The 23,339-nt window shown below is 58.7% G+C and carries 22 protein-coding genes and 1 riboswitch; of the genes, 16 read left to right on the forward strand and 6 right to left on the reverse strand.

What is annotated here, in order from left to right; translation table 11 throughout:
• Positions 1-6: 6 nt before the first annotated feature.
• Positions 7-1,590, reverse strand: coding sequence for an oxamate amidohydrolase (gene hpxW / locus ACOQH0_RS08115; protein ID WP_421511959.1), 1,584 nt, complete (start codon positions 1,588-1,590; stop codon positions 7-9).
• A gap of 143 nt (positions 1,591-1,733) precedes the next feature.
• Between hpxW and hpxU the strand changes: the two genes are divergently transcribed.
• From hpxU to hpxK, 7 genes are all read left to right on the forward strand, one after another.
• On the forward strand, positions 1,734-2,573 hold the full coding sequence (gene hpxU, locus ACOQH0_RS08120) for a MurR/RpiR family transcriptional regulator HpxU (RefSeq protein ID WP_421511960.1): 840 nt from the start codon (positions 1,734-1,736) through the stop codon (positions 2,571-2,573).
• A gap of 191 nt (positions 2,574-2,764) precedes the next feature.
• Positions 2,765-3,547, forward strand: a complete 783-nt coding sequence (locus ACOQH0_RS08125; protein WP_010429429.1) for a transporter substrate-binding domain-containing protein — start codon at positions 2,765-2,767, stop codon at positions 3,545-3,547.
• Between the two features lie 4 nt (positions 3,548-3,551).
• On the forward strand, positions 3,552-4,217 hold the full coding sequence (locus ACOQH0_RS08130) for an amino acid ABC transporter permease (RefSeq protein WP_182402822.1): 666 nt from the start codon (positions 3,552-3,554) through the stop codon (positions 4,215-4,217).
• Complete coding sequence (locus ACOQH0_RS08135; RefSeq protein ID WP_071787484.1) at positions 4,217-4,873, forward strand: amino acid ABC transporter permease; 657 nt, start codon at positions 4,217-4,219, stop codon at positions 4,871-4,873. Before ACOQH0_RS08130 ends, ACOQH0_RS08135 begins: the two co-directional genes overlap by 1 nt.
• Positions 4,854-5,591, forward strand: coding sequence for an amino acid ABC transporter ATP-binding protein (locus ACOQH0_RS08140; RefSeq protein WP_421511961.1), 738 nt, complete (start codon positions 4,854-4,856; stop codon positions 5,589-5,591). Before ACOQH0_RS08135 ends, ACOQH0_RS08140 begins: the two co-directional genes overlap by 20 nt.
• Positions 5,592-5,604: 13 nt before the next feature.
• Positions 5,605-6,846: a pyridoxal-phosphate-dependent aminotransferase family protein gene (locus tag ACOQH0_RS08145; protein ID WP_421511962.1), complete on the forward strand. Its 1,242-nt coding sequence runs from the start codon at positions 5,605-5,607 to the stop codon at positions 6,844-6,846.
• Positions 6,843-8,081: an allantoate amidohydrolase gene (gene hpxK, locus ACOQH0_RS08150; RefSeq protein ID WP_421511963.1), complete on the forward strand. Its 1,239-nt coding sequence runs from the start codon at positions 6,843-6,845 to the stop codon at positions 8,079-8,081. Before ACOQH0_RS08145 ends, hpxK begins: the two co-directional genes overlap by 4 nt.
• Here the strand turns inward: hpxK and ACOQH0_RS08155 are convergent.
• The gene (locus tag ACOQH0_RS08155; RefSeq protein ID WP_421511964.1) at positions 8,078-9,193 is read right to left on the reverse strand and encodes an ABC transporter ATP-binding protein; all 1,116 of its coding nucleotides are present in this window, start codon (positions 9,191-9,193) and stop codon (positions 8,078-8,080) included. The two genes, hpxK and ACOQH0_RS08155, sit on opposite strands and share 4 nt — an antisense overlap.
• A gap of 321 nt (positions 9,194-9,514) precedes the next feature.
• Here ACOQH0_RS08155 and ACOQH0_RS08160 point away from each other — a divergent pair, with 321 nt between their 5' ends.
• From ACOQH0_RS08160 to ACOQH0_RS08185, 6 genes are all read left to right on the forward strand, one after another.
• On the forward strand, positions 9,515-10,729 hold the full coding sequence (locus tag ACOQH0_RS08160) for an extracellular solute-binding protein (RefSeq protein WP_264439115.1): 1,215 nt from the start codon (positions 9,515-9,517) through the stop codon (positions 10,727-10,729).
• 57 nt (positions 10,730-10,786) lie between these two features.
• Entirely contained in the window at positions 10,787-12,091 is a 1,305-nt protein-coding gene (locus ACOQH0_RS08165) for a carbohydrate ABC transporter permease (RefSeq protein ID WP_024909615.1), read from the forward strand.
• Between the two features lie 11 nt (positions 12,092-12,102).
• Entirely contained in the window at positions 12,103-12,954 is an 852-nt protein-coding gene (locus ACOQH0_RS08170; protein WP_042715482.1) for a sugar ABC transporter permease, read from the forward strand.
• A gap of 2 nt (positions 12,955-12,956) precedes the next feature.
• Positions 12,957-14,159, forward strand: coding sequence for a glycoside hydrolase family 53 protein (locus ACOQH0_RS08175; RefSeq protein ID WP_421511965.1), 1,203 nt, complete (start codon positions 12,957-12,959; stop codon positions 14,157-14,159).
• A 29-nt stretch (positions 14,160-14,188) separates the two neighbouring features.
• Positions 14,189-16,246 carry a beta-galactosidase gene (locus tag ACOQH0_RS08180; protein WP_421511966.1) on the forward strand — a complete coding sequence of 686 codons (2,058 nt, stop codon included), beginning with the start codon at positions 14,189-14,191 and terminating at the stop codon, positions 16,244-16,246.
• Positions 16,247-16,378: 132 nt separating this feature from the next.
• Positions 16,379-16,621: a glucose PTS transporter subunit EIIB gene (locus tag ACOQH0_RS08185; RefSeq protein ID WP_072250618.1), complete on the forward strand. Its 243-nt coding sequence runs from the start codon at positions 16,379-16,381 to the stop codon at positions 16,619-16,621.
• Between the two features lie 104 nt (positions 16,622-16,725).
• Here the strand turns inward: ACOQH0_RS08185 and ACOQH0_RS08190 are convergent, their stop codons facing one another.
• Positions 16,726-17,991, reverse strand: coding sequence for a maltoporin (locus ACOQH0_RS08190; RefSeq protein ID WP_010429455.1), 1,266 nt, complete (start codon positions 17,989-17,991; stop codon positions 16,726-16,728).
• Positions 17,992-18,260: 269 nt separating this feature from the next.
• Between ACOQH0_RS08190 and ACOQH0_RS08195 the strand changes: the two genes are divergently transcribed.
• Positions 18,261-19,337: a LacI family DNA-binding transcriptional regulator gene (locus ACOQH0_RS08195; RefSeq protein ID WP_010429458.1), complete on the forward strand. Its 1,077-nt coding sequence runs from the start codon at positions 18,261-18,263 to the stop codon at positions 19,335-19,337.
• A gap of 42 nt (positions 19,338-19,379) precedes the next feature.
• On the opposite strand, the gene ACOQH0_RS08200 is transcribed toward ACOQH0_RS08195, so the two are convergent.
• The gene (locus ACOQH0_RS08200; protein ID WP_089598404.1) at positions 19,380-20,381 is read right to left on the reverse strand and encodes a magnesium transporter; all 1,002 of its coding nucleotides are present in this window, start codon (positions 20,379-20,381) and stop codon (positions 19,380-19,382) included.
• Between the two features lie 60 nt (positions 20,382-20,441).
• A riboswitch (M-box (ykoK) riboswitch) is annotated at positions 20,442-20,611 on the reverse strand.
• A 159-nt stretch (positions 20,612-20,770) separates the two neighbouring features.
• Here ACOQH0_RS08200 and ACOQH0_RS08205 point away from each other — a divergent pair.
• Positions 20,771-21,274, forward strand: a complete 504-nt coding sequence (locus ACOQH0_RS08205) for a DedA family protein (protein ID WP_042718863.1) — start codon at positions 20,771-20,773, stop codon at positions 21,272-21,274.
• 1 nt (position 21,275) lies between these two features.
• On the opposite strand, the gene ACOQH0_RS08210 is transcribed toward ACOQH0_RS08205, so the two are convergent.
• Complete coding sequence (locus tag ACOQH0_RS08210) at positions 21,276-22,025, reverse strand: SDR family oxidoreductase (RefSeq protein WP_421511968.1); 750 nt, start codon at positions 22,023-22,025, stop codon at positions 21,276-21,278.
• Positions 22,026-22,125: 100 nt separating this feature from the next.
• Between ACOQH0_RS08210 and ACOQH0_RS08215 the strand changes: the two genes are divergently transcribed.
• Complete coding sequence (locus ACOQH0_RS08215) at positions 22,126-22,485, forward strand: winged helix-turn-helix transcriptional regulator (protein WP_010429470.1); 360 nt, start codon at positions 22,126-22,128, stop codon at positions 22,483-22,485.
• A 1-nt stretch (position 22,486) separates the two neighbouring features.
• Here the strand turns inward: ACOQH0_RS08215 and ACOQH0_RS08220 are convergent, their stop codons facing one another.
• Complete coding sequence (locus tag ACOQH0_RS08220) at positions 22,487-23,281, reverse strand: SDR family NAD(P)-dependent oxidoreductase (protein WP_089598407.1); 795 nt, start codon at positions 23,279-23,281, stop codon at positions 22,487-22,489.
• Positions 23,282-23,339: the final 58 nt, after the last annotated feature.

Here is a 23,339-nt window from a genome sequence, read left to right on the forward strand (position 1 = left end):
TTCTCCTCAGAATCCGGCGGCCGCGCCGTTGCTGCGCGGGTCAAATGCCCCTTCGAACAGCCCGTTGGGGTGGCGGACAATCGCGCCCGCGTGGCCCATCGCTTCACTGAAGTCCGGGAACATTTCTACCTCATGTCCCCGCGCGCGGAGCTGCGAGACCGTCTCAGCGCTAAAGCGCCCTTCAAGTTTTAACGTGTCCGAGGTTTGTCCCCAGGTGCGACCCAGCAGCCAGCGCGGGCGGGAAATGCTTTCCTGTAAAGGCACGCCCTGAATCGCGTAGCGGGTAAAGAGCGCAGCCTGGGTTTGCGGCTGTCCGTCACCGCCCATCGAGCCGTAGACCATCACGCGTCCGTCATTAAGACGTGCCGCCGCCGGGTTCAGGGTATGGAAGGGCTGCTTGCCCGGGGCGAGGGCCAGTAGATGATTGGGATCGAGACTGAAAGACGCGCCCCGGTTCTGCCAGACGATGCCGGTGTCGGGCAGCACCACGCCGCTGCCGAACTCGTGATAGATACTCTGGATAAACGATACGGCGAGCCCGCTGTTATCCATCACCCCCATCCACACCGTATCGCCGGGGCCTTTTCCGGTGCCCCACGGCGCGGCGCGGCTATCGTCAACCCTGTCGACAAGCGCCTGCAGAGCAGCGGGATCCAGCAGTTTCTGAACATCGGTTTTCAGCTCGCGCGGGTCGGTGATGTGGGCATCGCGCAGGCCAAAGGCCAGCTTGGTGGCTTCAACGATGCGGTGAATGGTGTCGGCATCGTCGGCCTCCGCCATGTTCAGACGATCGGTGATGCCGAGTATGGCCAGCGAGACCAGCCCCTGCGTCGGCGGGGCGTGGTTAAAGATCTCCCCCTGCTGGTGCTGCAGCCTCAGCGGCGCGGTGCGCCGGGCAGAATGCGCGTGTAAATCGGCCAGCGTCACGGGCAGGCCCAGCGTCTCCATGCCGTGCGCCAGTACGTTCGCCAGCGGGCCGCGATAAAAGCTGTCCAGACCGTCTTCCACCAAACGCGTCAACGTCGTGGCCATGGCGGGCTGGTAAAAACGGCTCCCGACCTGCGGCGGCTTACCGTCCACCAGCCAGGTTTCCGCGAAGCCGGGGATGGCCTTCAGTTCGTCGAATTTACTGGCCGTGGCATGGGCCTGAGAGGCCGTGACCGGGGTGCCGTTCTGCGCATAGTCAATGGCGTCGGCCAGCAGGCGAGCTAGCGGCAGCGCCTTGCCGGTCATCTCGCGGGAAAGCTTCAGCGCCTCGTCCCAGCCGCTCACCGTACCGGCGACGGTCAGCGCCGCACGGGGCCCACGATGGGGGATATGCGCCAGCCCGTCGTAGGCGGCGAGCGTTGCCAGCGATCCCGCCGCGCCGCTGGCATCAATGGCGACAGGTTCGCCTTCCGGCGGCACGATGAGCCAGAAGCCATCGCCGCCCAGCCCGTTCATGTGCGGATAAACCACGGCAATGGTGGCCGCCGCGGCGACCATTGCCTCTATCGCGCTGCCGCCTTCGCGCAGCACCGCCAGCGCGCTCTGGCTGGCGAGATGGTGGGGCGCAACGGCCATGCCGTGCGTGGAGACATTACTTTGCATGAAGCGTCCTCGTAACCCTGAAAGTCACAAGGTGCTGCAAAAGCTGTTCCAGTTCTGAAAGAAAAGTTTCAGTAAACTGGCACGTATAATGAATACGCAGAATAAAAGGTACAATGTAATGAAACAAAAGTTACAGAGGCGCTATGGAACAGTTAGATGAACGTCTGAAAGCACAGTACCCGTCGCTGTCGCCGCAGGAGCAGCGGGTGGCGGATTTTATTTTCGACCATTTTGACGATCTCATTAGCTACAACAGCGCCGAGCTGGCGCAGCTGAGCGGAGTGTCGAAAGCCACGGTCAGCCGTCTGTTTAAGCGTCTGGGCTATGAGAAATATAAGGACATGCGCGACGAGCTGCGCACCCTGCGCCAGAGCGGGATGCCGCTCACCGATAACCGCGACGCGGTGCAGGGCAATACGCTACTGGCGCGCCACTACAAGCAAGAGATGGTGAACCTGACCCAGTGGGTCAATGCCCTCGATGCGCAGCAGTTTGCCGACGCTATGGCCTGCATGGTGAAGGCACGGCGCATCGTCATTATCGGCATGCGTAACGCCTATCCGGCGGCGCTGCACCTGCGCCAGCAGCTGCTGCAGGCGCGCGGTCAGGTGCTGGTGCTGCCGCAGCCGGGGCAGAGCCTGAGCGAAGAGCTGGTGGATTTAACGCCGGACGATCTGGTGGTCATGATGGCCTTTCGCCGCCGCCCGCGCATTATCCGCCCGCTGATGCAGCAGCTTCAGAGCAGCGGCATTCCGGTGCTGCTGATGTGCGAGCCGCAGGCGCACAGCCTGTTCCCGCTGGCGAGCTGGCAGCTCTGCGCCCCTCTGGACAGCGTCTCGGCCTATGACAGCTACTCCTCGGTCAACAGTCTGATCAATCTGCTGGCGAATGCTTTCCTGCATGAAATTCTTGATAAAGGCCGTCCGCGCATTCACGACATTGCTTCCCTCTACCAGCAGCTGGACGAACTCGAACAGCGATAATGGGGCATCAGACTGGTGCTTTGCATTAAAATGGTGCAGATGTCGGGTCGGGAAAACGCACGTTTTTTCGACCCGTCCGCGTTTTATCAGGCTTTACAAGAATATTCCCCGCTTCGCTTTATCTGGCACATTAGTTGCAAAATCACATTCAAAGAATCTTTTGTTTCATGTTAACGTTACGGGGAAGCACCATGAAAAAATTGTTGATTGCACTGGCCGGGGCCGCATGCCTCTTCACACAGCTGCCGGCAAAGGCTGACCAGCTTCAGGATATTGAGAAGCGCGGCACTATCCGCATTGCCGTTCCGCAGGACTTCCCGCCGTTTGGCTCGGTGGGGACCGATCTGCAGCCGCAGGGCTATGACATCGACATGGCGCGCTATCTGGCCAAACAGATGAAGCTCAAGCTGCAGCTGGTGCCGGTGACCAGCGCCAACCGCGTGCCGTACCTGCAAACCGATAAGGTGGATCTGGTCATTTCAAGCCTCGGTAAAAACCCGGAGCGCGAGAAGGTGATCGACTTCAGCCGCGCCTACGCGCCGTTCTTCCTCGGCGTGTTTGGCCCGAAAGGTGCCGAGCTGAAAGACGCAGCCGCGCTGAGCGGAAAAACCATCGGCGTGACGCGCGGGGCGGTGGAGGACATGGTGCTGACCGGCCTGGCGCCGAAAGACGCGGACGTGAAGCGCTACGAAGACAACAACACCACGCTCTCCGCCTACCTCTCCGGCCAGGTGCAGTACGTGGCAACCGGCAACCTCGTGGTGGCGGCCATTTCGCGCCAGAACGCGGATAAAGCCCCGGTGCCGAGTTTTATGCTGAAAGATTCGCCGTGCTTTATTGGCCTGAAGAAAAACGAACCGGCCCTGAAGGCAAAAGTGGATGCGCTGATTGAGCAGGGCATTAAGGACGGCACGCTGAACGGCCTGTCCGAGCAATGGCTGAAGGCCCCGCTACCGGCAAGCCTCGGCGTTTAAGTCTATGGCTGAGCAACTCGATTTTTCAGCGCTCTGGCCGTACTGGCCGGAGCTGCTGGCGGGGCTGTGGGTCACCGTTCAGCTGACGGTGATGGCAACCGTCGGCGGGCTGGCAACAGGGATTTTCGGGGCGGCGATCCGCAGCGGACGCACCACCTGGTTCAGCCGGCTCTGGGGCGGCTACGTGGAAATCATCCGCAACACGCCGTTTGTGGTACAGCTGTTTTTCATCGTCTTCGGCCTGCCGAATCTGGGGCTGAAGATGACGGCGGGGGAAGCGGCGCTGCTGGCCATGGTGGTGAACCTCGGCGCGTACAGCACCGAGATTATCCGCGCGGGCATTCAGGTCACGCCGAAAGGGCAGTGGGAAGCCGGACGCGTGCTGGGGCTGACCCGCCTGCAGACCTTTATTCGCGTGGTGCTGCCGCCCGCGCTGCAGCGCATTTACCCGGCGCTGGTGAGCCAGTGCATCATCGTGATGCTCGGCTCGTCGGTGGTGTCGCAGGTCTCGTATGAAGAGCTGACCTTCGCCGCCAACCTGATCCAGTCCAGAACGTTTCTGAGCTTTGAGGTTTATCTGGTGACAACCGGCATTTACTTAGCGCTGTCGATTACTCTGCGCCAGCTGATGATGGCGGCAGGACGCAAATGGCTGGGGGTGCAGGCATGATGACCACCTTTACCGACTGGGACATTATTCGCAACCTGCTGCTGGCCGGGCGCTGGACGGTGCTGCTGTCGCTGGTGGCGTTCGTCGGCGGCGCGGCGGTGACGCTGCCGCTCCTGCTGCTGCGCCTGACGGGCGGGCGCGCGGTGAGGCGCATTATCCGCGGCTATATCGAGCTGTTTCAGGGCACGCCGCTGCTGATGCAGCTGTTCCTGGCCTTCTTTGGCGTGGCGCTGTTCGGCATCGACGTTTCGCCGTGGACCGCCGCCTCGCTGGCGTTAACCTTCTACACCAGCGCGTTTCTGCTCGACATCTGGTTTGGCAGTATTCGCGCCTTGCCAAAAGGGCAGTGGGAAGCGTCGCGCTGTCTGGGGCTGACCTTTGGCCAGACCCTGTTTCGCGTGGTCGCCCCGCAGGCGCTGCGCATCGGCATCGCCCCGACGGTCGGTTTTGCCGTGCAGGTGATCAAAGGCACCGCGCTGGCGTCGATCATCGGCTTTATCGAGCTGACCAAGGCCGGGACGATGCTGACCAACGTGACGTATCAGCCGTTTAAGGTCTTTGCGCTGGTGGCGCTCGGCTACTTTATTCTGTGTTATCCGCTGTCGCGCTACAGCCGCTATCTGGAGACGAAATTCAATGCCTCTCATCACCATTAATCAGGTGCAGAAGTACTACGGCGATAACCACGTGCTCAAGGGCGTCGATCTGGATATCAACATGGGCCAGGTGATCTCCATTATCGGGCGCAGCGGGTCGGGCAAAAGCACGCTGCTGCGCTGCATCAACGGGCTGGAAGGGTATCAGGACGGCAGCATCAAGCTCGGCGGCATGACCATTACCGACCGGGATTCTCAGGCGCGTGAAATCAGCCGCTCGGTCGGGATGGTGTTCCAGAGCTTCAACCTGTTCCCGCACATGACGGCGCTGGAAAACGTGATGCTGGCCCCGCGTCGGGTGCTGAAGAAAAGCGCCGCCGAATGCCGTGAGCTGGCGCAGCGCATGCTGGAAAAAGTCGGCCTCGGTGACCGTCTGGATTACTACCCGTCGAGCCTCTCCGGCGGCCAGCAGCAGCGCGTGGCGATTGCCCGGGCGCTGGCCATGTCGCCGAAAGTTTTACTCTGTGATGAGATCACCTCCGCGCTTGACCCGGAGCTGGTGGGCGAAGTGCTCAAGGTGCTGGAGCAGCTGGCCGCCGAGGGGATGACGCTGATACTTGTTACCCATGAAATGAATTTTGCCCGCGAAGTGGGCGACCGCGTGGTGTTTATGCACCAGGGGAAAGTCTGGGAGCAGGGCGACAGCAAAACGCTGTTCGCCAACCCGCAGACCACGGAACTGAAGCAGTTCATCTCCTCCGTGCGCGGCCTCAACTGATAAGGACTTAACAATGGATATCGCACAATTTCCGCAAATCAATCCGCCCCAGCGCCTGCTGATGGGGCCGGGCCCGATCAACGCCGACCCGCGCGTGCTGCGCGCCATGTCGAGCCAGCTGATCGGACAGTACGATCCGGCCATGACCCACTACATGAACGAGGTGATGGCGCTCTATCGCGGGGTGTTCCGCACCGAGAACCGCTGGACGATGCTGGTGGATGGCACCTCCCGCGCGGGAATTGAAGCCGTCCTGGTCTCCGCCATTCGCCCGGGAGATAAGGTGCTGGTGCCGGTCTTTGGCCGCTTTGGTCACCTGCTGTGCGAAATTGCCCGCCGCTGCCGCGCGGAGGTGCATACCATTGAGGTGCAGTGGGGCGAGGTGTTCACGCCGGACCAGGTGGAGGATGCGATTAAGCGTATTCGCCCGCGCCTGCTGCTGACCGTGCAGGGCGACACCTCCACCACTATGCTGCAGCCGCTCGCCGAGCTCGGTGCCATCTGCCGCCGCTACGACGTGCTGTTCTACACCGACGCCACCGCGTCGCTCGGCGGCAACGCGCTGGAGACCGACGCCTGGGGGCTGGACGCCGTCTCGGCCGGGATGCAGAAGTGCCTTGGCGGCCCGTCGGGCACGTCGCCGATCACCCTGAGCGCGCGCATGGAGGAGGCGATCCGCCGCCGCAAATGCGTTGAGGAAGGCATTCGCACCGACGCCCACCGCGACGGCGACGAGGAGATGATCTACTCCAACTATTTCGATCTCGGCATGGTGATGGACTACTGGGGGCCGGAGCGGCTGAACCACCACACCGAAGCGACCACCGCGCTGTTTGGCGCCCGCGAATGCGCGCGGCTGATCCTGCAGGAAGGGCTGGATAACGGCATCGCGCGTCACAAGCTGCACGGCGATGCGCTGCTGAAGGGCATTCAGGCGATGGGGCTGGAGACCTTCGGCGATCTGAAGCACAAGATGAACAACGTGCTGGGCGTGGTGATACCGCAGGGCGTCAACGGCGACCAGGTGCGCAAGCTGATGCTGGAGGATTTCGGGATTGAAATCGGCACCTCGTTTGGCCCGCTGCACGGCAAAGTGTGGCGCATTGGCACCATGGGTTACAACGCGCGCAAAGACTGTGTGATGACTACCCTGAGCGCGCTGGAGTCGGTGCTGAACTACCTGAAGTTCACCACCACGCAGGGTGCCGCCATGCAGGCCGCGTGGGATCACTATCGCCGCGAGACGCCGCAATGAGCCCGGCAGCAGAACGGGTGATGGCGCGTGCCGATGCGCTGGCCGCTATCAGCGAAACCCCGGATGCGCTGACAAGGGTGTACCTCTCGGCGCAGCATCTGCAGGCCAACCAACTGGTCGGCGAGTGGATGCGCCAGGCGGGGATGACCGTCTGGCAGGACAGCGTGGGCAATATCTGTGGACGCTATGAGGGCGCGCAGGAAGGGGCGCAGGCAGTGCTGCTCGGCTCGCATCTGGATACCGTGCGCAACGCCGGGCGCTACGACGGTATGCTCGGCGTGCTCACCGCCATTGAGGTGGTGGACAGCCTGCACCAGCAGGGGCGGCATCTGGCCCAGGCGATCGAGATTGTCGGGTTTGGCGACGAAGAGGGCACCCGTTTTGGGATCACCCTGCTAGGCAGCCGGGGCATTACGGGCTCCTGGCCGCAGGGCTGGCTGGAGACGTGTGATGCCGGCGGCATCAGCGTGGCGCAGGCGATGGTGCAGGCGGGACTCGATCCCGCCCGCGTGGCGCTGGCGGCACGCCATCAGGACGATTTCAGCGCCTGTCTGGAACTGCATATCGAACAGGGGCCGTGTCTGGAGCAGGAAGGTCTGGCGCTGGGCGTGGTGGAAGCCATCAACGGCGCGCGTCGCCTCAACTGCCGCTTCACCGGCGAGGCCGGGCATGCGGGCACCGTGCCGATGAACCATCGTACGGATGCCCTGGCCGCCGCCGCCGAATGGATGGTGTTCATTGAACACGCGACCCTGCAGCAGGGCGGCAATCTGGTGGCGACGGTCGGTGAACTGCGCTGCCTGCCCGGCGCGGTCAACGTGATCCCCGGTGAGGTGGCGCTCTCGCTGGATATTCGCGGCCCGCAGGATGCCCCGCTGGACGCGCTCCTCGCGGAACTGCTGGCGCAGGCGCAAACCATTGCCGCTCGTCGCGGGCTGAGCTTCAGCGCCGAGGAGTTTTACCGTATCGCCGCCACGCCGTGCGATGCGCGTTTGCAGGATCTGCTGGGACAGGCCGTTGAGTCGGTGCAGGGGCGCTCATTATCGCTGCCCAGCGGCGCCGGGCACGACACCATCGCGCTGGCAGAGCGCTGGCCGGTCGGGATGTTGTTTGTGCGCTGCAGGGGAGGCGTCAGCCACCATCCGGCGGAATCGGTGATGGCTGAGGATGTTGCCCTGGCGATTGAGGCGTTTGGGCGGGCGGTGAGAAAGCTGGCTGACGGTGGCGCGCGTTAAGCCACCGAACGCACCGCATCGTCGATATCCGCGCTCACCCGGACATCCTGCTCGTCAAAGACCATGCAGTGGCGATCGTCGAAGGCCACGTCTATCTTCTGCCACGGGGCGAATTTAACGTCCCCCGGCAGCAAGATTTTGACGTTGTCGTGGCCGTAACACTGGCCAAACAGATACGTGTTGTTCCCGAGTCGTTCAACCACTTCGCAGTGAAACTCCAGCGGTGTGCCCAGGCGAAGGTCAGTGGTTAAATGTTCCGGACGGATGCCCAGCGTAACCTGGCTGCCCGGCTGCAGCGGCGTGGTGGTCACGGCGAGCGTCAGTGACTTCTGCTGCGACAATCTCACCGTCAGCGCGCCCGGCTGCCATGCTTCAACCGTGGCCGGCATGAAGTTCATCTTCGGCGAGCCGATAAAACCGGCCACGAACTTGTTCACCGGCTTGTAATAGAGATCCATCGGGGCGCCCATCTGCTCCACTTTGCCGTAGTTCATCACCACAATTTTATCGGCCAGCGTCATGGCCTCAATCTGATCGTGGGTGACATACACCATGGTGGTTTTCAGCTCCTGGTGCAGGCGAGCGAGGTGCAGGCGCATCTCCACGCGCAGTTCGGCATCCAGGTTGGAAAGCGGCTCATCGAACATAAAGACGCGCGGGTTCCGCACGATAGCGCGGCCAATCGCGACGCGCTGGCGCTGGCCGCCGGAGAGCTGTTTAGGCTTACGGTCCAGCAGGTGGGAGAGCTGCAGCGTTTTGGCGACCATCTCGACCTGATGGCGGATCTGATCTTTCGGCACTTTATTCACCTTCAGCCCGTAGCCCATGTTTTCGGCCACCGTCATATGCGGATAGAGCGCGTAGGACTGAAAGACCATCGCCACACCCCGATGGGAAGGGGCGATGTCGTTCATCACCTCGTTACCGATCAGCACTTCACCCTCGCTTATCTCCTCCAGCCCGGCAATCATGCGCAGCATAGTGGATTTTCCACAGCCGGAAGGCCCGACGAATACGGCAAACTCACCGTCCTCAATATCAAGATTAACGTTGTGGAGCGTGACGGTGTCGCCAAAGCGCTTGGTGACATTCCTCAATTGTATGTTCGACATCAGTGTTCCCCAGGTAAACCGCCGAGCATGTTTTACGTATAACAATTGTGTTCAACGTGGTCGGACGGTGCAATTTGTCTGCCTTGACTATAACTTCCAGCATTCATGCGCCCTATATAGATATTCCATTAATGTTATGACGATCACACAACTTACAGTTTTATGTAGAGTTATCATGATGTGAAGGGTAGCGTATAACAAACCAAAGGCATTTGGTGTCAGACGTACAACGCCAGTTTTATCAGGATATATAGCGGGGTTTGTAGGGCGTCAGATGCAATAACAACCATAAAATTGTTATACCTTCACATGGGGTTGATAATGAAAAAGAACATACTCGCTGCTCTGATCCTCTCTACGCTCGCGGTACAGGCTCACGCCACCGCGCAGCTTAACGTCTGGGAAGACATCAAGAAGTCGTCCGGTATTAAAGATGCGGTCGCGGACTTTGAAAAACAGTACGACGTTAAGGTCAACGTGCAGGAAACCCCTTACGCACAGCAGCTGGAAAAACTGCGCCTGGACGGCCCGGCAGGCATTGGCCCGGACGTGCTGGTCATTCCTAACGATCAGCTGGGCGGCGCCGTCGTGCAAGGGTTATTGACCCCCCTGAATCTGGAGGCTAAGCAGACCGAACAGTACACCCCGGCCTCGATTAACGCCTTCAAAATGGATAACGCCCTCTACGGCGTGCCGAAAGCGGTTGAGACGCTGGTGCTGATCTACAACAAAGATCTCATCGACAAGCCGCTCAACTCGCTGCAGGACTGGTACGACTTTTCAAAACAGCAGCGCGCAAAAAACCAGTACGGTCTGCTCGCCAAGTTCGATCAGATTTACTACAGCTGGGGCGCGATCTCCCCGATGGGCGGCTACATCTTCGGTCAAAACGGCAAAGGCGGCTATAACGCCAGCGACGTCGGCCTGAACAAGCCGGGTGCGGTAGAAGCCGTGACGTACCTGAAAAAATTCTACGCTGACGATATTTTCCCGGCCGGGATAGTCGGTGACAACGGCCTGAACGCTATCGACTCCCTGTTTACTGAGAAGAAAGCGGCAGCCGTCATCAACGGCCCGTGGGCGTTCCAGCCGTATGAAGCGGCAGGCATCAATTACGGCGTGGTGCCGCTGCCCACGCTGCCGGACGGCAAGCCAATGAGCTCCTTCCTCGGCGTGAAAGGCTACGTCGTTTCCACCTGGAGCAAGGACAAAGCGCTGGCGCAGAAATTTATCGAATTCATCAACCAGCCGCAGTACGTGAAAACCCGCTACGTGGCCACGCGGGAGATCCCGCCGCTGACCGCAATGATCGACGACCCGGTAATCAAGAACGACGAGAAGGCGAGCGCCGTTGCGGTGCAGGCCGCGCGAGCCACCGCCATGCCGGGTATCCCTGAAATGGGCGAAGTCTGGGGGCCGGCCAACGCCGCGCTGGAGCTGAGCCTGACCGGCAAACAGGATCCCAAAGCCGCGCTGGACAGCGCAGAGAAACAGGTCCAGATGCAAATCGAAGCCATGCAGGCCAGCAACCAGTAATTTTCTGACGTCGCAGAACGGGAGGCTGCTCTCCCGTTTTATTGAAAGGAGTTGTCTGTGAGTATCATCCCGGAAAATTTTGCCAGACCGCACGGGGCTGGGCGTCACGCCTGGACCGGCCTGCTGCTGGCGGTCATCCCCGGCTTCGGCCAGTTCTATCACCGCCAGTGGCTGAAGGGCGTTATCTTCCTGGTGCTGCTGGCCAGTTTTATCGGCGTTTTTGCCGATTTCCTGCGCGAAGGGCTGTGGGGGCTGGTGACGCTGGGGGAGGAAGTGCCGCGGGATAACTCCATCTTCCTGCTGGCAGAAGGGATCATTAGCGTACTGATCGCCGCATTTGGCGTGATGGTGTATTACCTGTCGATGCGCGATGCCTGGGTCAACGGTCGAAAACGCGATGAAGGGCTGGGGCTAAACAGCGTGCGTAAGCAGTATCAGATGCTGCTGAGCGACGGCTTTCCGTATCTGATGATCACGCCGGGCTTTATTCTGCTGGTGTTTGTGGTGGTTTTCCCGATCCTCTTCGGTTTTGCCATCGCCTTTACTAACTACAATCTTTACCACACGCCGCCGGCTAAGCTGGTGGACTGGGTTGGGTTTAAGAACTTCATCAATATTTTCACGCTCTCCATCTGGCGCTCAACCTTCTTTGACGTCCTGCAGTGGACGGTGGTCTGGACGCTGCTCGCCACCACGCTTCAATGTACCGTGGGCGTACTGCTGGCTATTCTGGTGAACCAGAAAGACCTGCGCTTTAAGCCGCTTATCCGCACCATCTTCATTCTGCCGTGGGCGGTGCCGGGCTTTGTCACCATTCTGGTGTTTGCCGGAATGTTCAACGACTCTTTCGGTGTGATAAACAACGCCATTCTGGCCTTCTTCGGCATTGCGCCGAAAGCCTGGATGACCGATCCGTTCTGGACCAAAACGGCGCTGATCCTGATGCAGACCTGGCTCGGTTTCCCGTTTGTTTTCGCCATGACCACCGGCGTGCTGCAGGCGATCCCTGACGATCTGTACGAAGCCGCCACCATGGACGGGGCCAGCAGCGCGACCAAGCTGCGCACCATCACGCTGCCGCTGGTGCTTTATTCCATTGCGCCAATACTGATTACCCAATACACCTTCAACTTCAATAACTTCAACATCATCTACCTGTTCAACAACGGCGGGCCGGCGGTGGTGGGGTCCAATGCGGGTGGGACAGATATCCTGGTGTCGTGGATCTACAAGCTCACCATGTCGTCGTCGCAGTACGCGATTGCGGCGACCATCACTATCCTGCTGTCGATCTTTGTCGTCGGCCTGGCGCTGTGGCAGTTCCGCGCCACCAAATCTTTCAAAAATGACGACATGGCGTAAGGGACGTAACAATGGCTCAATCACAAAGTATTAAACGTGAGAAGTGGGTACGCCTCTCGCTCTCCTGGTTGGTTATCGTGCTGGTGTCGACGATTATCATCTACCCGCTGGTGTGGACGGTCGGCGCGTCGTTTAACGCGGGTAATAGCCTGCTCAGCTCCTCAATTATCCCTGAGAACTTTTCGGTGCAGCACTACGCCGACCTGTTTAACGGCCAGGTGAACTACATGACCTGGTACTGGAACTCGATGAAAATCAGCTTCCTGACCATGGTGCTGACCTTAATCAGCGTCAGCTTTACCGCCTATGCCTTTTCGCGCTTTCGCTTTAAGGGACGCCAGAACGGGCTGATGCTGTTCCTGCTCCTGCAGATGATCCCCCAGTTCTCGGCGCTGATTGCCATCTTCGTGCTGTCGCAGCTTTTGGGCCTCATCAACAGCCATCTGGCGCTGGTGCTGATCTACGTGGGCGGCATGATCCCGATGAATACCTACCTGATGAAAGGCTACCTCGACGCCATCCCGAAAGATCTGGATGAATCCGCGCGCATGGACGGGGCCAGTAATTTCCGGATTTTCATCGAAATTATCATGCCGCTATCGAAGCCGATTGTGGCGGTGGTGGCGCTGTTCTCCTTCACCGGGCCGCTGGGGGATTTCATCCTCTCCAGCACGATTCTGCGCACCCCGGACAAATACACCTTACCCATCGGGCTCTATAACCTGGTGGCGCAAAAAATGGGTGCCAGCTACACCACCTACGCGGCAGGCGCGGTGTTGATTGCGGTGCCGGTAGCGATCCTCTATCTGGCATTACAAAAATACTTCGTCTCCGGCCTGACCTCCGGGAGTACCAAAGGATAATCATGAAAAGACTCAGACCTGCTTTACTTGCCGTTTGCCTCTCATGTGGCCTGGCCGCGAGCGTGTTTGCTGCGGACGGGGTGCAAACGCGTCCTTTTAACGCCATGCCCGCGGACTTTATCAAGGGGGCGGATATTTCGACGCTGCTGGAAGCGGAACAACACGGCGCCAAATTTTATAACCAGAGCGGCCAGCAGCAGGACGCGCTTGCCATCCTCAAAGCTAACGGCGTGAACACCGTGCGCCTGCGCCTGTGGGTTGATCCGCAGGATGCCGACGGCAATACCTACGGCGGCGGCAGTAATAATCTCGAAAACACCCTCGCGCTGGCGAAGCGCATAAAGGCGCAGGGCCTGAGGCTGCTGCTCGATTTCCACTACAGCGATTTCTGGACCGATCCGGGAAAACAGTTCAAGCCAAAAGCCTGGGAGAAGATGGACTATCCGCAGCTGAAAACGGCTATTCATGACTATACCCGCGACACGATCGCCCGCTTTAAGAAAGAGGGCGTATTGCCGGACATGGTGCAGATAGGAAACGAAATTAACGGCGGCATGCTGTGGCCGGAAGGGAAAAGCTGGGGGCAGGGCGGCGGCGAATTTGACCGCCTGGCCGGGCTGCTCAACGCCGCGATTGGTGGGCTAAAGGAGAACCTGACCGATGGCGAGCAGGTGAAAATCATGCTCCATCTGGCCGAAGGCACCAAAAATGACACCTTCCGCTGGTGGTTTGATGAAATCACGAAGCGCGACGTGCCGTTCGATATCATCGGCCTGTCGATGTACACCTACTGGAACGGCCCGATTAGCGCGCTGAAGGCCAACATGGATGACATCAGCAGGCGCTATAACAAAGACGTGATTGTGGTGGAAGCGGCCTACGGCTATACGCTGGAGAACTGCGATAACGCCGAGAACAGCTTCCAGGCCAAAGAAGAAAAGGACGGCGGCTATCCCGGCACCGTTCAGGGTCAGTACGACTATATGCACGATTTAATGCAGTCCGTTATTGATGTGCCTGACCGTCGCGGCAAGGGCATCTTTTACTGGGAACCGACCTGGATAGCCGTTCCGGGCACCACGTGGGCCACCAAAACTGGCATGAAATATATCCATGACGAATGGAAAGAGGGTAATGCCCGCGAGAATCAGGCGTTATTTGATTGCCAGGGTAAAGTGCTGCCGTCAATAACGGTATTTAACTAGTTTTTATCTCCATTCAGGACGTTTTAAATATGAATAAATTTGCGCCTTTAAGTCCAAAGGTCGCGGCGTTATTGCATGGCGCCGACTATAACCCGGAGCAATGGGAGAATTACCCCGGTATTATTGAAAAAGATATCGCCATGATGCAGCAGGCGAAATGTAATGTCATGTCGGTGGGGATATTTAGCTGGGCGAAACTGGAGCCGCAGGAAGGGGAATATGATTTTGCCTGGCTGGACAGCATTATTGAAAAACTCTATGCGGCGGGCATTCATATATTTCTCGCTACGCCGAGCGGCGCGCGTCCGGCATGGATGTCGAAAAAATATCCGGAAGTGCTGCGCGTCGGGCGCAACCGCGTCCCCGCGCTGCACGGCGGGCGTCATAACCACTGCATGTCGTCTCCGGTCTACCGCGAAAAGACGATGAAAATTAACAGCCTGCTGGCGGCGCGTTATTCGCATCATCCGGCGGTGCTGGGCTGGCATATCTCCAATGAGTACGGCGGCGAATGCCACTGTAGCCTGTGCCAGGAACGCTTCCGCGACTGGCTAAAGGCGCGTTACAAAACCCTCGACGCGCTGAACCATGCGTGGTGGAGCACCTTCTGGAGCCATACCTACACCGACTGGTCGCAGATTGAGTCCCCCGCGCCGCAGGGGGAAGTGTCGATTCACGGCCTGAATCTCGACTGGCGCCGCTTCAATACCGCGCAGGTCACCGATTTTTGCCAGCATGAGGTGGCGCCGCTGAAGGCCGCCAATGCCGAACTGCCGGTGACAACCAACTTTATGGAGTATTTCTACGATTACGACTACTGGCAGCTGGCGAAAGCGATCGACTTCATCTCCTGGGACAGCTACCCGATGTGGCACAAGGAGAAAGACGAAACGCAGCTGGCCTGCTATACCGCCATGTACCACGACATGATGCGCAGCCTGAAGGGCGGTAAACCCTTTGTGTTAATGGAGTCCACGCCAAGCATCACCAACTGGCAGCCGACCAGCAAGCTGAAAAAGCCGGGGATGCATATTCTCTCCTCTATTCAGGCGGTAGCGCACGGGGCGGATTCTGTGCAGTACTTCCAGTGGCGTAAGAGCCGCGGGTCGGTGGAGAAATTCCACGGTGCGATTATCGATCACGTGGGGCATCTTGATACCCGCGTCGGGCGCGAAGTAACGCGTCTGGGGGAGATGCTGGCGCGTCTGCCTGAGGTGGTGGGGTGCCGCACCGACGCACGCGTGGCCATTATCTTTGACCAGCAAAACCGCTGGGCGCTGGACGATGCCGAAGGCCCGCGCAATATGGGGCTGGAGTACGAAAAAACCGTCAACGAACACTATCGTCCGTTCTGGGAAAAGGGCATCGCGGTCGACGTCATCGACGCTGACGGCGATCTGAGCCGCTACGCGCTGGTGATTGCCCCCATGCTCTACATGGTGCGCGAAGGTTTCGCCGAGCGGGCGGAAGCCTTTGTGGCCGCGGGCGGGCATCTGGTGACGACCTACTGGAGTGGGGTTGTGGATGAGACCGATCTCTGCCACCTCGGCGGTTTCCCGGGCCCGCTGCGCAAGCTCCTCGGCATCTGGGCGGAAGAGATTGACTGCCTGGGTGAGGGGGAGCGAAACCTGGTTCAGGGGCTGGCGGGCAATGCGGCGGGCCTGCAGGGGCCGTATCAGGTCAGGCATCTGTGCGAGCTGATCCATACTGAATCCGCGCAGGCACTGGCGACCTACCGGGATGATTTCTACGCCGGTCGCCCGGCGGTGACGGTCAACCGCTTCGGCAAAGGCAAGGCGTGGCACGTGGCGTCGCGCAACGACCTGCCGTTCCAGCGCGATTTCTTCGCCGGGATTATCGACGAGCTGGCGCTACCGCGCGCAGTCGAAGGGGATTTCCCTCCGGGCGTGGTCGCCACGGCGCGCACGGATGGCGAAACCGCCTGGGTGTTTGTGCAGAACTACACGGCCCAGCAGCAGCTCATCACGCTGCCGCAGGGGTATACCGACTGCATGACCGACGCCGCCGCTGCGGGCGATACCGTGCTGCTGGCGTGGGACTGTCGGGTGCTTAAGCGCAAAGCGTAGTTGATTTTCTCCCTCTCCCTGTGGGAGAGGGTTGGGGTGAGGGCATCAGACTGCACCACCCGGGCAAAAAAGGCACAAAATGCCTGCTCCCCGAGCAGGCATTTTTTTATCTGCATAACAGAGAGGCGTATTATGGACAGTCAAATTACTCAGCGTTTAATTCCTGCATTTGGCGGCGACGATAATATCGAGCACGTCGAAGCCTGTATTACCCGCCTGCGCGTGACGGTAAAAGATTTAAATAAGGTCGATTCACAGGCGTTACAGAATGAGGGGGCGCTGGGGGTGATTATTATCGGTCAGCAGGTGCACGCTATATTCGGTAGGCAGTCTGATACATTACGGAAATTATTAGACGAACATTTTAATCAGTAAATATAAAAAAGGGATAGCCAAAGTAATGGCTATCCCAAAGCAGTAAAATAGACTGCAGGTTGCTGGAGATACGATAACGATTAACGCAAATTATGAATTAAGACTTACCACCAGGCCTCGACCTGCACACCAAAGTTCCAGGTATTGTTGGCCGTGCCATCCTCGAAGGATTGCCCTTTTTCGGAGTCATTCAGATAGGAGGCGAACACGCGCAGTTCAGGACGAGACATAAACTCAGGACCGTCTGCCAGGCCCAGCGCGAGGGTGTACTTCTCGCCGCTCTGCTTGTACTTAGTGCCGTCGGTGTAAGTATCTTCCTGGTAGAATCCGCCCACTTCGCCAATCAGACGCACGTACTCGGTGAACTGATACTGTGCGCGCCCCACCAGCGATACCAGGCGTGATTTGTCCGTATACTGCGTGGTGTCGTCTGCCGAGCCCCATGTCAGGACGTGGTTAAAGGAGAACTTGTCGGTAATCGGAATTAAGCCGGTGTTAATCACGCGGTAGCCGGTGGCGTCGTTCACGTAGTTCCACATGTCGTACCAGCCCCCACCCTGTGACACCATGTTCTGGGCCAGACCTTTATTGGCGTACTGCAGCACCAGCTTGTTATAGCCGCCAAACATATCCTGGCTGATCTCACCGGTGACCATCACGCCGTTATCGGCCTCGTACAGCCCGCCGTACTCTTTCTGCTTGTTGGTCGGGTTTGGCATGGCGTAATCAATACCCACTTCCGTCCACGCGCCCGCCCACGGCTTCCAGCCCGCATAGCGAAGGTCGATGTAGTTGATGTTAACGTCGCTGTCGCCATCCACGCGGTAGTCCACGTCGTTAGCATCGCCGCGGATCCACGCAACGGAGACTGCGCCCGGGCCAAGCGTGTAGTTCTCGATACCCGCACCGGAGCCGGAAATATTCCAGTATTTGGTATCAATGATGTGCAGGTCATGGCGCTGGTAGTAGCGCTTACCGCCCCAAATTACCGCATTGGGATCTCCGGGGATCAGCCCCTTGATCTGCAGGTTAAGCTGGCGCAGGCCGAACTGGGCATCGTCATCTAAGGTGGTTTCATTGTCGTTGGAGCCGTCTGATACCATGCTCACCATGCTGTCGAGATAGAAACTGACGTCGTTCTTTTTGTATACCTCGGAGCCTAGCTCCAGTTCGCCGTAGGTGTCGGCCTCGTTACCCAGACGGCCAATTTTGTTTTTTTGCCACTCCTCCATCCCACCATCCCGTGAGACGCCCACGCCGGAGCGAAGATATCCATGAAAATCAATCGGTACTGAAGACGCTGCAAACAGCGAAGGCGATGCCAGCGCGGCAGCCAACGCAACAGATACAGAGCGGATCGTCGTGTTCATTGTAACCCTCTTATTGTTTTGTAATACGTTCACAAATCCGCTGTCATAAAATGCCTAAACCCGTTGGCTGGCAATTGCACGATCTGAAATGTGTGATTAACTGCAAATAAAATAGACAATTTTGTTACGAGTAATGAGATTAAACACAAATTATGGCATTGTGAGCGTAATACTTTTTGATGGTGTTATGCCCGCAGCGAGAGGGTGGTAAGCGTTTTTTTTCAGCACCCCTGTTACAATCAGCGCATAACAACATAAGGAACCGGACCATGAAGTCGAAAAGCGCAACGTTAGAGGACGTGGCACGCCATGCGGGCGTCTCCTATCAGACCGTGTCCAGGGTACTGAATAAGTCTGCCAATGTATCCGACGCCACGCGCAGCAAGGTGGAGAAATCCATAGAGTTATTGCGGTATGTACCCAACCGACTGGCTCAGCAGCTGGTGGGCAAGCAGAGCCAGACCGTTGGGCTGGTGACCATTTCGCTGGCGCTGCACGCGCCTTCGCAGGTTGCGGCGGCGGTGAAACGCTATGCCAATGTGGAAGGCTACCAGGTACTGATCTCAATGATTGATGAGAACGTCAACCACAGCATCCAGGATTCCATCAACGAGCTGAAATCCCAGCTGGTGAGCAAAGTGATCATCAACGTGCCGCTGGAGGCTGAAGCGGCGCAGAAAATCGCCACCGACAACGATGACATTGTCTGCCTGTTCCTCGACGTGGACCCGTACAGTTCCGTGTTTAACGTTTCGTTTAACCCGGCGGACGGCACCCGCGCCAGCGTCAAATATCTTTACGAACTGGGGCATCGCGACATTGCCCTGCTGGCGGGGCCGACGTCTTCCGTCTCGGCGCAGTTGAGGCTGAAAAGCTGGATCGAGACCCTGAAGGGCTACGGCCTGGAGCCAGCATCGGTCATTCGCGGCAACTGGGATGCGCAAAGCGGTTATTCGGGAGCGTTGCAAATGCTGCGGGAGACGGCGCAGTTTACCGCCGTGCTGGTGGCTAACGATCAGATGGCGCTCGGCGTGCTGAGCGCGTTCCATCAGCAGCAGATTTCAATTCCGGGCGAGAAGTCGGTGATTGGCTACGATGACACCTATGAAAGCTCGTTCTTCTACCCGGCACTGACGACGGTATCGCTGGATTTAGATCTGCAGGGTAAAGAGGCGGTGCGCCGTATTCTCGACAGCGGTGAAGAGAATGCCCAGCGCATGTCCTCGATTTTACCTGCCCGTCTGGTGGTGCGTCAGTCCACCGGGCCAAAAGGGGAGAAGGGGAAAAACCTGCAGGCGCTTGCCCAGCAGTTGCGTGAGATCGCGCATCAGCTCGGCGATGCGTAGCGAAGTGAGCACCTCAATCACGTGAATGAGGTGCTCGCAAGCTTACTCTAGCCCCAGCGTGTACTGGGCAATTTTGAAGTAGATAATCAGCCCGGTCCCGTCAATCAGCGTGGCGATAAACGGCGCGGACACCACGGCAGGGTCGATCCGGCAGCGCTTGAGCACCATCGGGATCACGGACGACACAATCGCGCTCCAGAGCGTGATACACACCAGCGTCAGGCTGACAATAAGCGTGATCTCCAGGCCGATACCCATCATCCAGGCGCGGATACACCCGGCGATACCGAGTGTGGCGGCAATCATCAGCGAGGTGGTCATCTCTTTGCGCAGCACGCGCCCGACGTCGCGAAGGTGGACTTCTCCCAGCGCCATCGCGCGCACCAGCGTGGAGGTGATCTGCGTCCCGCTGTTGCCGCCCGTGCCAATCAGCAGCGGAATAAAGAACGCCAGCGCAATGGCGGACTCCAGCGCCTCTTCGAAGTGCTGGATCACCGAGCTGGTATACGCTTCCGCGACAAACAGCAGCAGCAGCCAGACGGAGCGTTTTTTCCACAGGCTAAAGGCGCTGGTTTCCAGATACGGCTTTTCCAGCGGCAGCGTTGCACCCTGAAGCTGAGCATCTTCGGTGACGTCATCTTCCAGCAGATGGGCGATCTCGCGCTCGGTCAGGCAGCCGACGAGCTTGCCGTGGGTGACCACGGGCACCACATCCGCCCCGGCGTGGGCCAGCACGCCTGCCACGTCCGCACGTTCATCTTCGGGTTTAACCTGAATAAATTCCGAAATCATCAGCGCCTTAACGGACTGCAGCGTATCGGTAGTCTGCAAGAGTTTGCGCACGGCAATCATGCCCGCGAGGCGACCGTTATCTTCAATAAAAATATGCGACGGAATATCGTCGTCTTTTAATTTTTCGAAGAATTGCTCGCGCGCCAGTGCCACGCATAATGAAATATCAAGGACGATGAAGTCAGTATTCATATATTGCGCGATCGCGCTGTCATTGAATGCCAGATTTTGGTTGTGAATAGCGTAAGACATAGTGAATTCCCTTTGAATAATAACATCTCTCAGGGGCGAGCAAGACAGGGCATGTCGAAGAGGAGATCCCCACGTCCTGGGTTCAGCACTGTACACCGTATCCCGTAAGGGAAGTTATACTGACAAAGCCTTGATTCGACAGTGCCTGTTTTACCCTGTGCCGGTTCTCTCGAACCCACCAGAGCGATAACGTGTATTTGTACAGGAGCCTCGCCATAACGAGATCGTTGTAAAACGAGAGGGATAATACGCTTATTTCATTTTGCCGCTCAGAAAATTAAATAATGTTTAAGAATGGTTTAGGAGAGTTTTATTAATTAAACGTTGAGGGTTTATTTAAGTTTATTCATTTTAAATGGAGGATGACATAATTCGTGGGGGAAGGGTAAATGGCGTGGTTTGATACGTTGTTGGATCATTTTGCGCTCTACCCGGCACATCTGTTCGCGCTGTTATTCGTGATGGCGTTGAGTAAATCCACGGTGCTGGTCTCCTCCGTGCTGCCGCCCGCCTCGGTGATGCTGCTGGCGGGCATCAGCGTCGGTCAGGGGAGCATGCATCCTGCGCTGGCGTGGCTTGCCGTGGTGATGGGGGCAACGGCGGGGTCGGTGCTGAACTACCATATCGGCCAGCTGATGGGGCATACCCGGCTGGTCACGCGTTTCACGTCGAAGCACGCCGATAAGTTCTTGCGGGTACAGCATCAGCTGCAAAAGAACGGTGTCATCGTGCTGTTTACGTCGCGCTTTCTGGCGGTCCTGCGCTACATCGTGCCGCTGGCGGCTGGGATGCTCAGGCTGAATGCAGCCAAGGTCTACGCCGTCAGCCTGCTTTCCGCCTGCGCGTGGGCGGCGCTGTACGTCGGCGCGGTCACCGGTATCAGCGCCTTTTGAGTTACAAACTTCCCATTCCGCCGTCTACCAGCAGCTCCGTTCCTACCGTATAGCTCGACTCGTCGGACGCCAGATAGAGCGCGGCTTTTGCCAGCTCCGTCGTCGAGCCCATTCTGCCGAGCGGGACCAGCTTGATGACCTCTGCCATCATCGCGTTAAGCGCCTCATCGCTTAGGCCCGTCTTCGTAAACGCCGGGGTTTCCACCGGACCGGGGCTCAGACCGTTGACGCGGATCCCGCGCGGCAGCAGCTCAGCCGACAGCGTACGCGCCAGAGACAGCAGGGCGGCCTTGCTCGCGGCATACACGCTGCTGGTGGGCAGGCCGATGCGCGCGCTCACGGAGCCGCAGAGGATAACCGACGATGGGTTATTCAGCAGCGGCAGCAGCGCCTGAATTAAAAAGAACGGTCCCTTCAGGTTGATGCCCATCAGGCGGTCCCAGACATCCTCCTGCCAGGCTTCCAGCGGCGCGTGCGTCACGTCGCCAGCGTTGAGAAACACCGCGTCGAGGCGCGGCCAGCGAGCGGCGAGGGTTTCCGCCAGCGCTTTTTGCGACGCGATATCGCCCGCATCGGTTGGGATCACCCAGGCCTTATCGCCAAGAATACGTTCTGCTTCGGCGAGGGTGTCCGGGTTGCGTCCGGTCACGGCGACGCGCGCGCCTTCGGCGATAAACGCCTGCGCGGTGGCAAGACCGATGCCGCTGGTGCCGCCGGTAATCAGCGTATATTTATCTGTTAAACGACCCATGTTCTTCTCCTGAAATGTCACTGGAGAAAGCACTATAGAAACGTTAGTATCGAAAGGAAACCAGGTACCAAATGGATACTAACGCGGCAAGAGGTGTGCTATGGCAGAAATGCAGGACGTGTCATGCGAAAAAAAATCTGAGGTTTACACCTGCCCAATGACGCAGTTTGTGAACCTGATTTCCGGTAAATGGGCGATCCCGATCCTCTATCGCCTGATTATCCTCAATACGCCCGTGCGGTTTGGCGAACTGCTGAGGGCGGCCGCGCCCATCACCCAAAAAGAGCTGACCAAACAGCTCCGCCTGTTTGAACAGCGCGGGCTGGTGACGCGGACGGTCTATCCGGAGATCCCGCCGCGCGTGGAGTATCAGATAACCGACCTGGGGCTAACCCTTCAGGGTGCGCTTTCTCCGCTGGCCGCCTGGGTGAGCGAATACGGCGACCAGCTGGAGCGTTAGGCTAGCGTTTCACGTAGCGCGGTGCCGGAATGCCGGTGCGCGCGCTGTTGAACAGCTCAAGGCGCGCCGCTTCGTAGCGCTCCCACAGGCCTGCGTCATGCATCGGCGGGATGGTGATCGGTTCGCCCTGATCCAGACCTGCCAGCGACGCATCGACCATATCGTCGGTGGTCATCACCGATCCTTCCGGCAGATCGTTCACCGTGACGCCCGAATGGCTCCAGATTTCTGTCGCCGTGGCGGCGGGCAGCACGGCCTGGATGCGCACATTGCTCTCGGCAAACTCTTCCTGTAGCCCACGGGTAAAGCTCAGTACCCACGCCTTGGTGGCGCTGTAGAGCGCGCTGCCCGCCCGCACGTGCAGGGCCAGCACCGACGCGATATTGATCAGCGTGCCGCGATTGTTCTGCGCCAGTCGGGGCAGGATGGCGTAGGTCAGACGCATCAGCGCCGTGGTATTCAGGGTGTTAATGGCCTGATGCTGCGCCACGTCACCTGCGAGGAACGGCGCCATCTGGGCGGTGCCCGCGTTGTTAATAAGCGTGTCAATGGCGGTATTGCTGCGCAGCTCCTCTTCCACGGCGCGGATCCCGGTCTCGTCGGTGAGATCGGCCACCAGAATATCGACGCCCACGCCATAGCGTGCGCGCAGGTCGGCAGCGAGGGTTTTCAGGCGATCCTCGCGGCGGGCAACCAGCACCAGGTTAGCACCGCGCGCGGCAAGACGGTCAGCATAGACGGCACCAATCCCGGAAGAGGCGCCCGTAATCAGGGCGGTGGTGATTTGCGTAGTCATCGTGTGTTACCTCAAGGCAAAGTGGGTTATTTGGTTTCAAGATGAAACTGAATTTACT

It is taken from the genome of Enterobacter sp. JS8-1 (genome assembly GCF_049187015.1).
Lineage (GTDB): Bacteria > Pseudomonadota > Gammaproteobacteria > Enterobacterales > Enterobacteriaceae > Enterobacter > Enterobacter mori.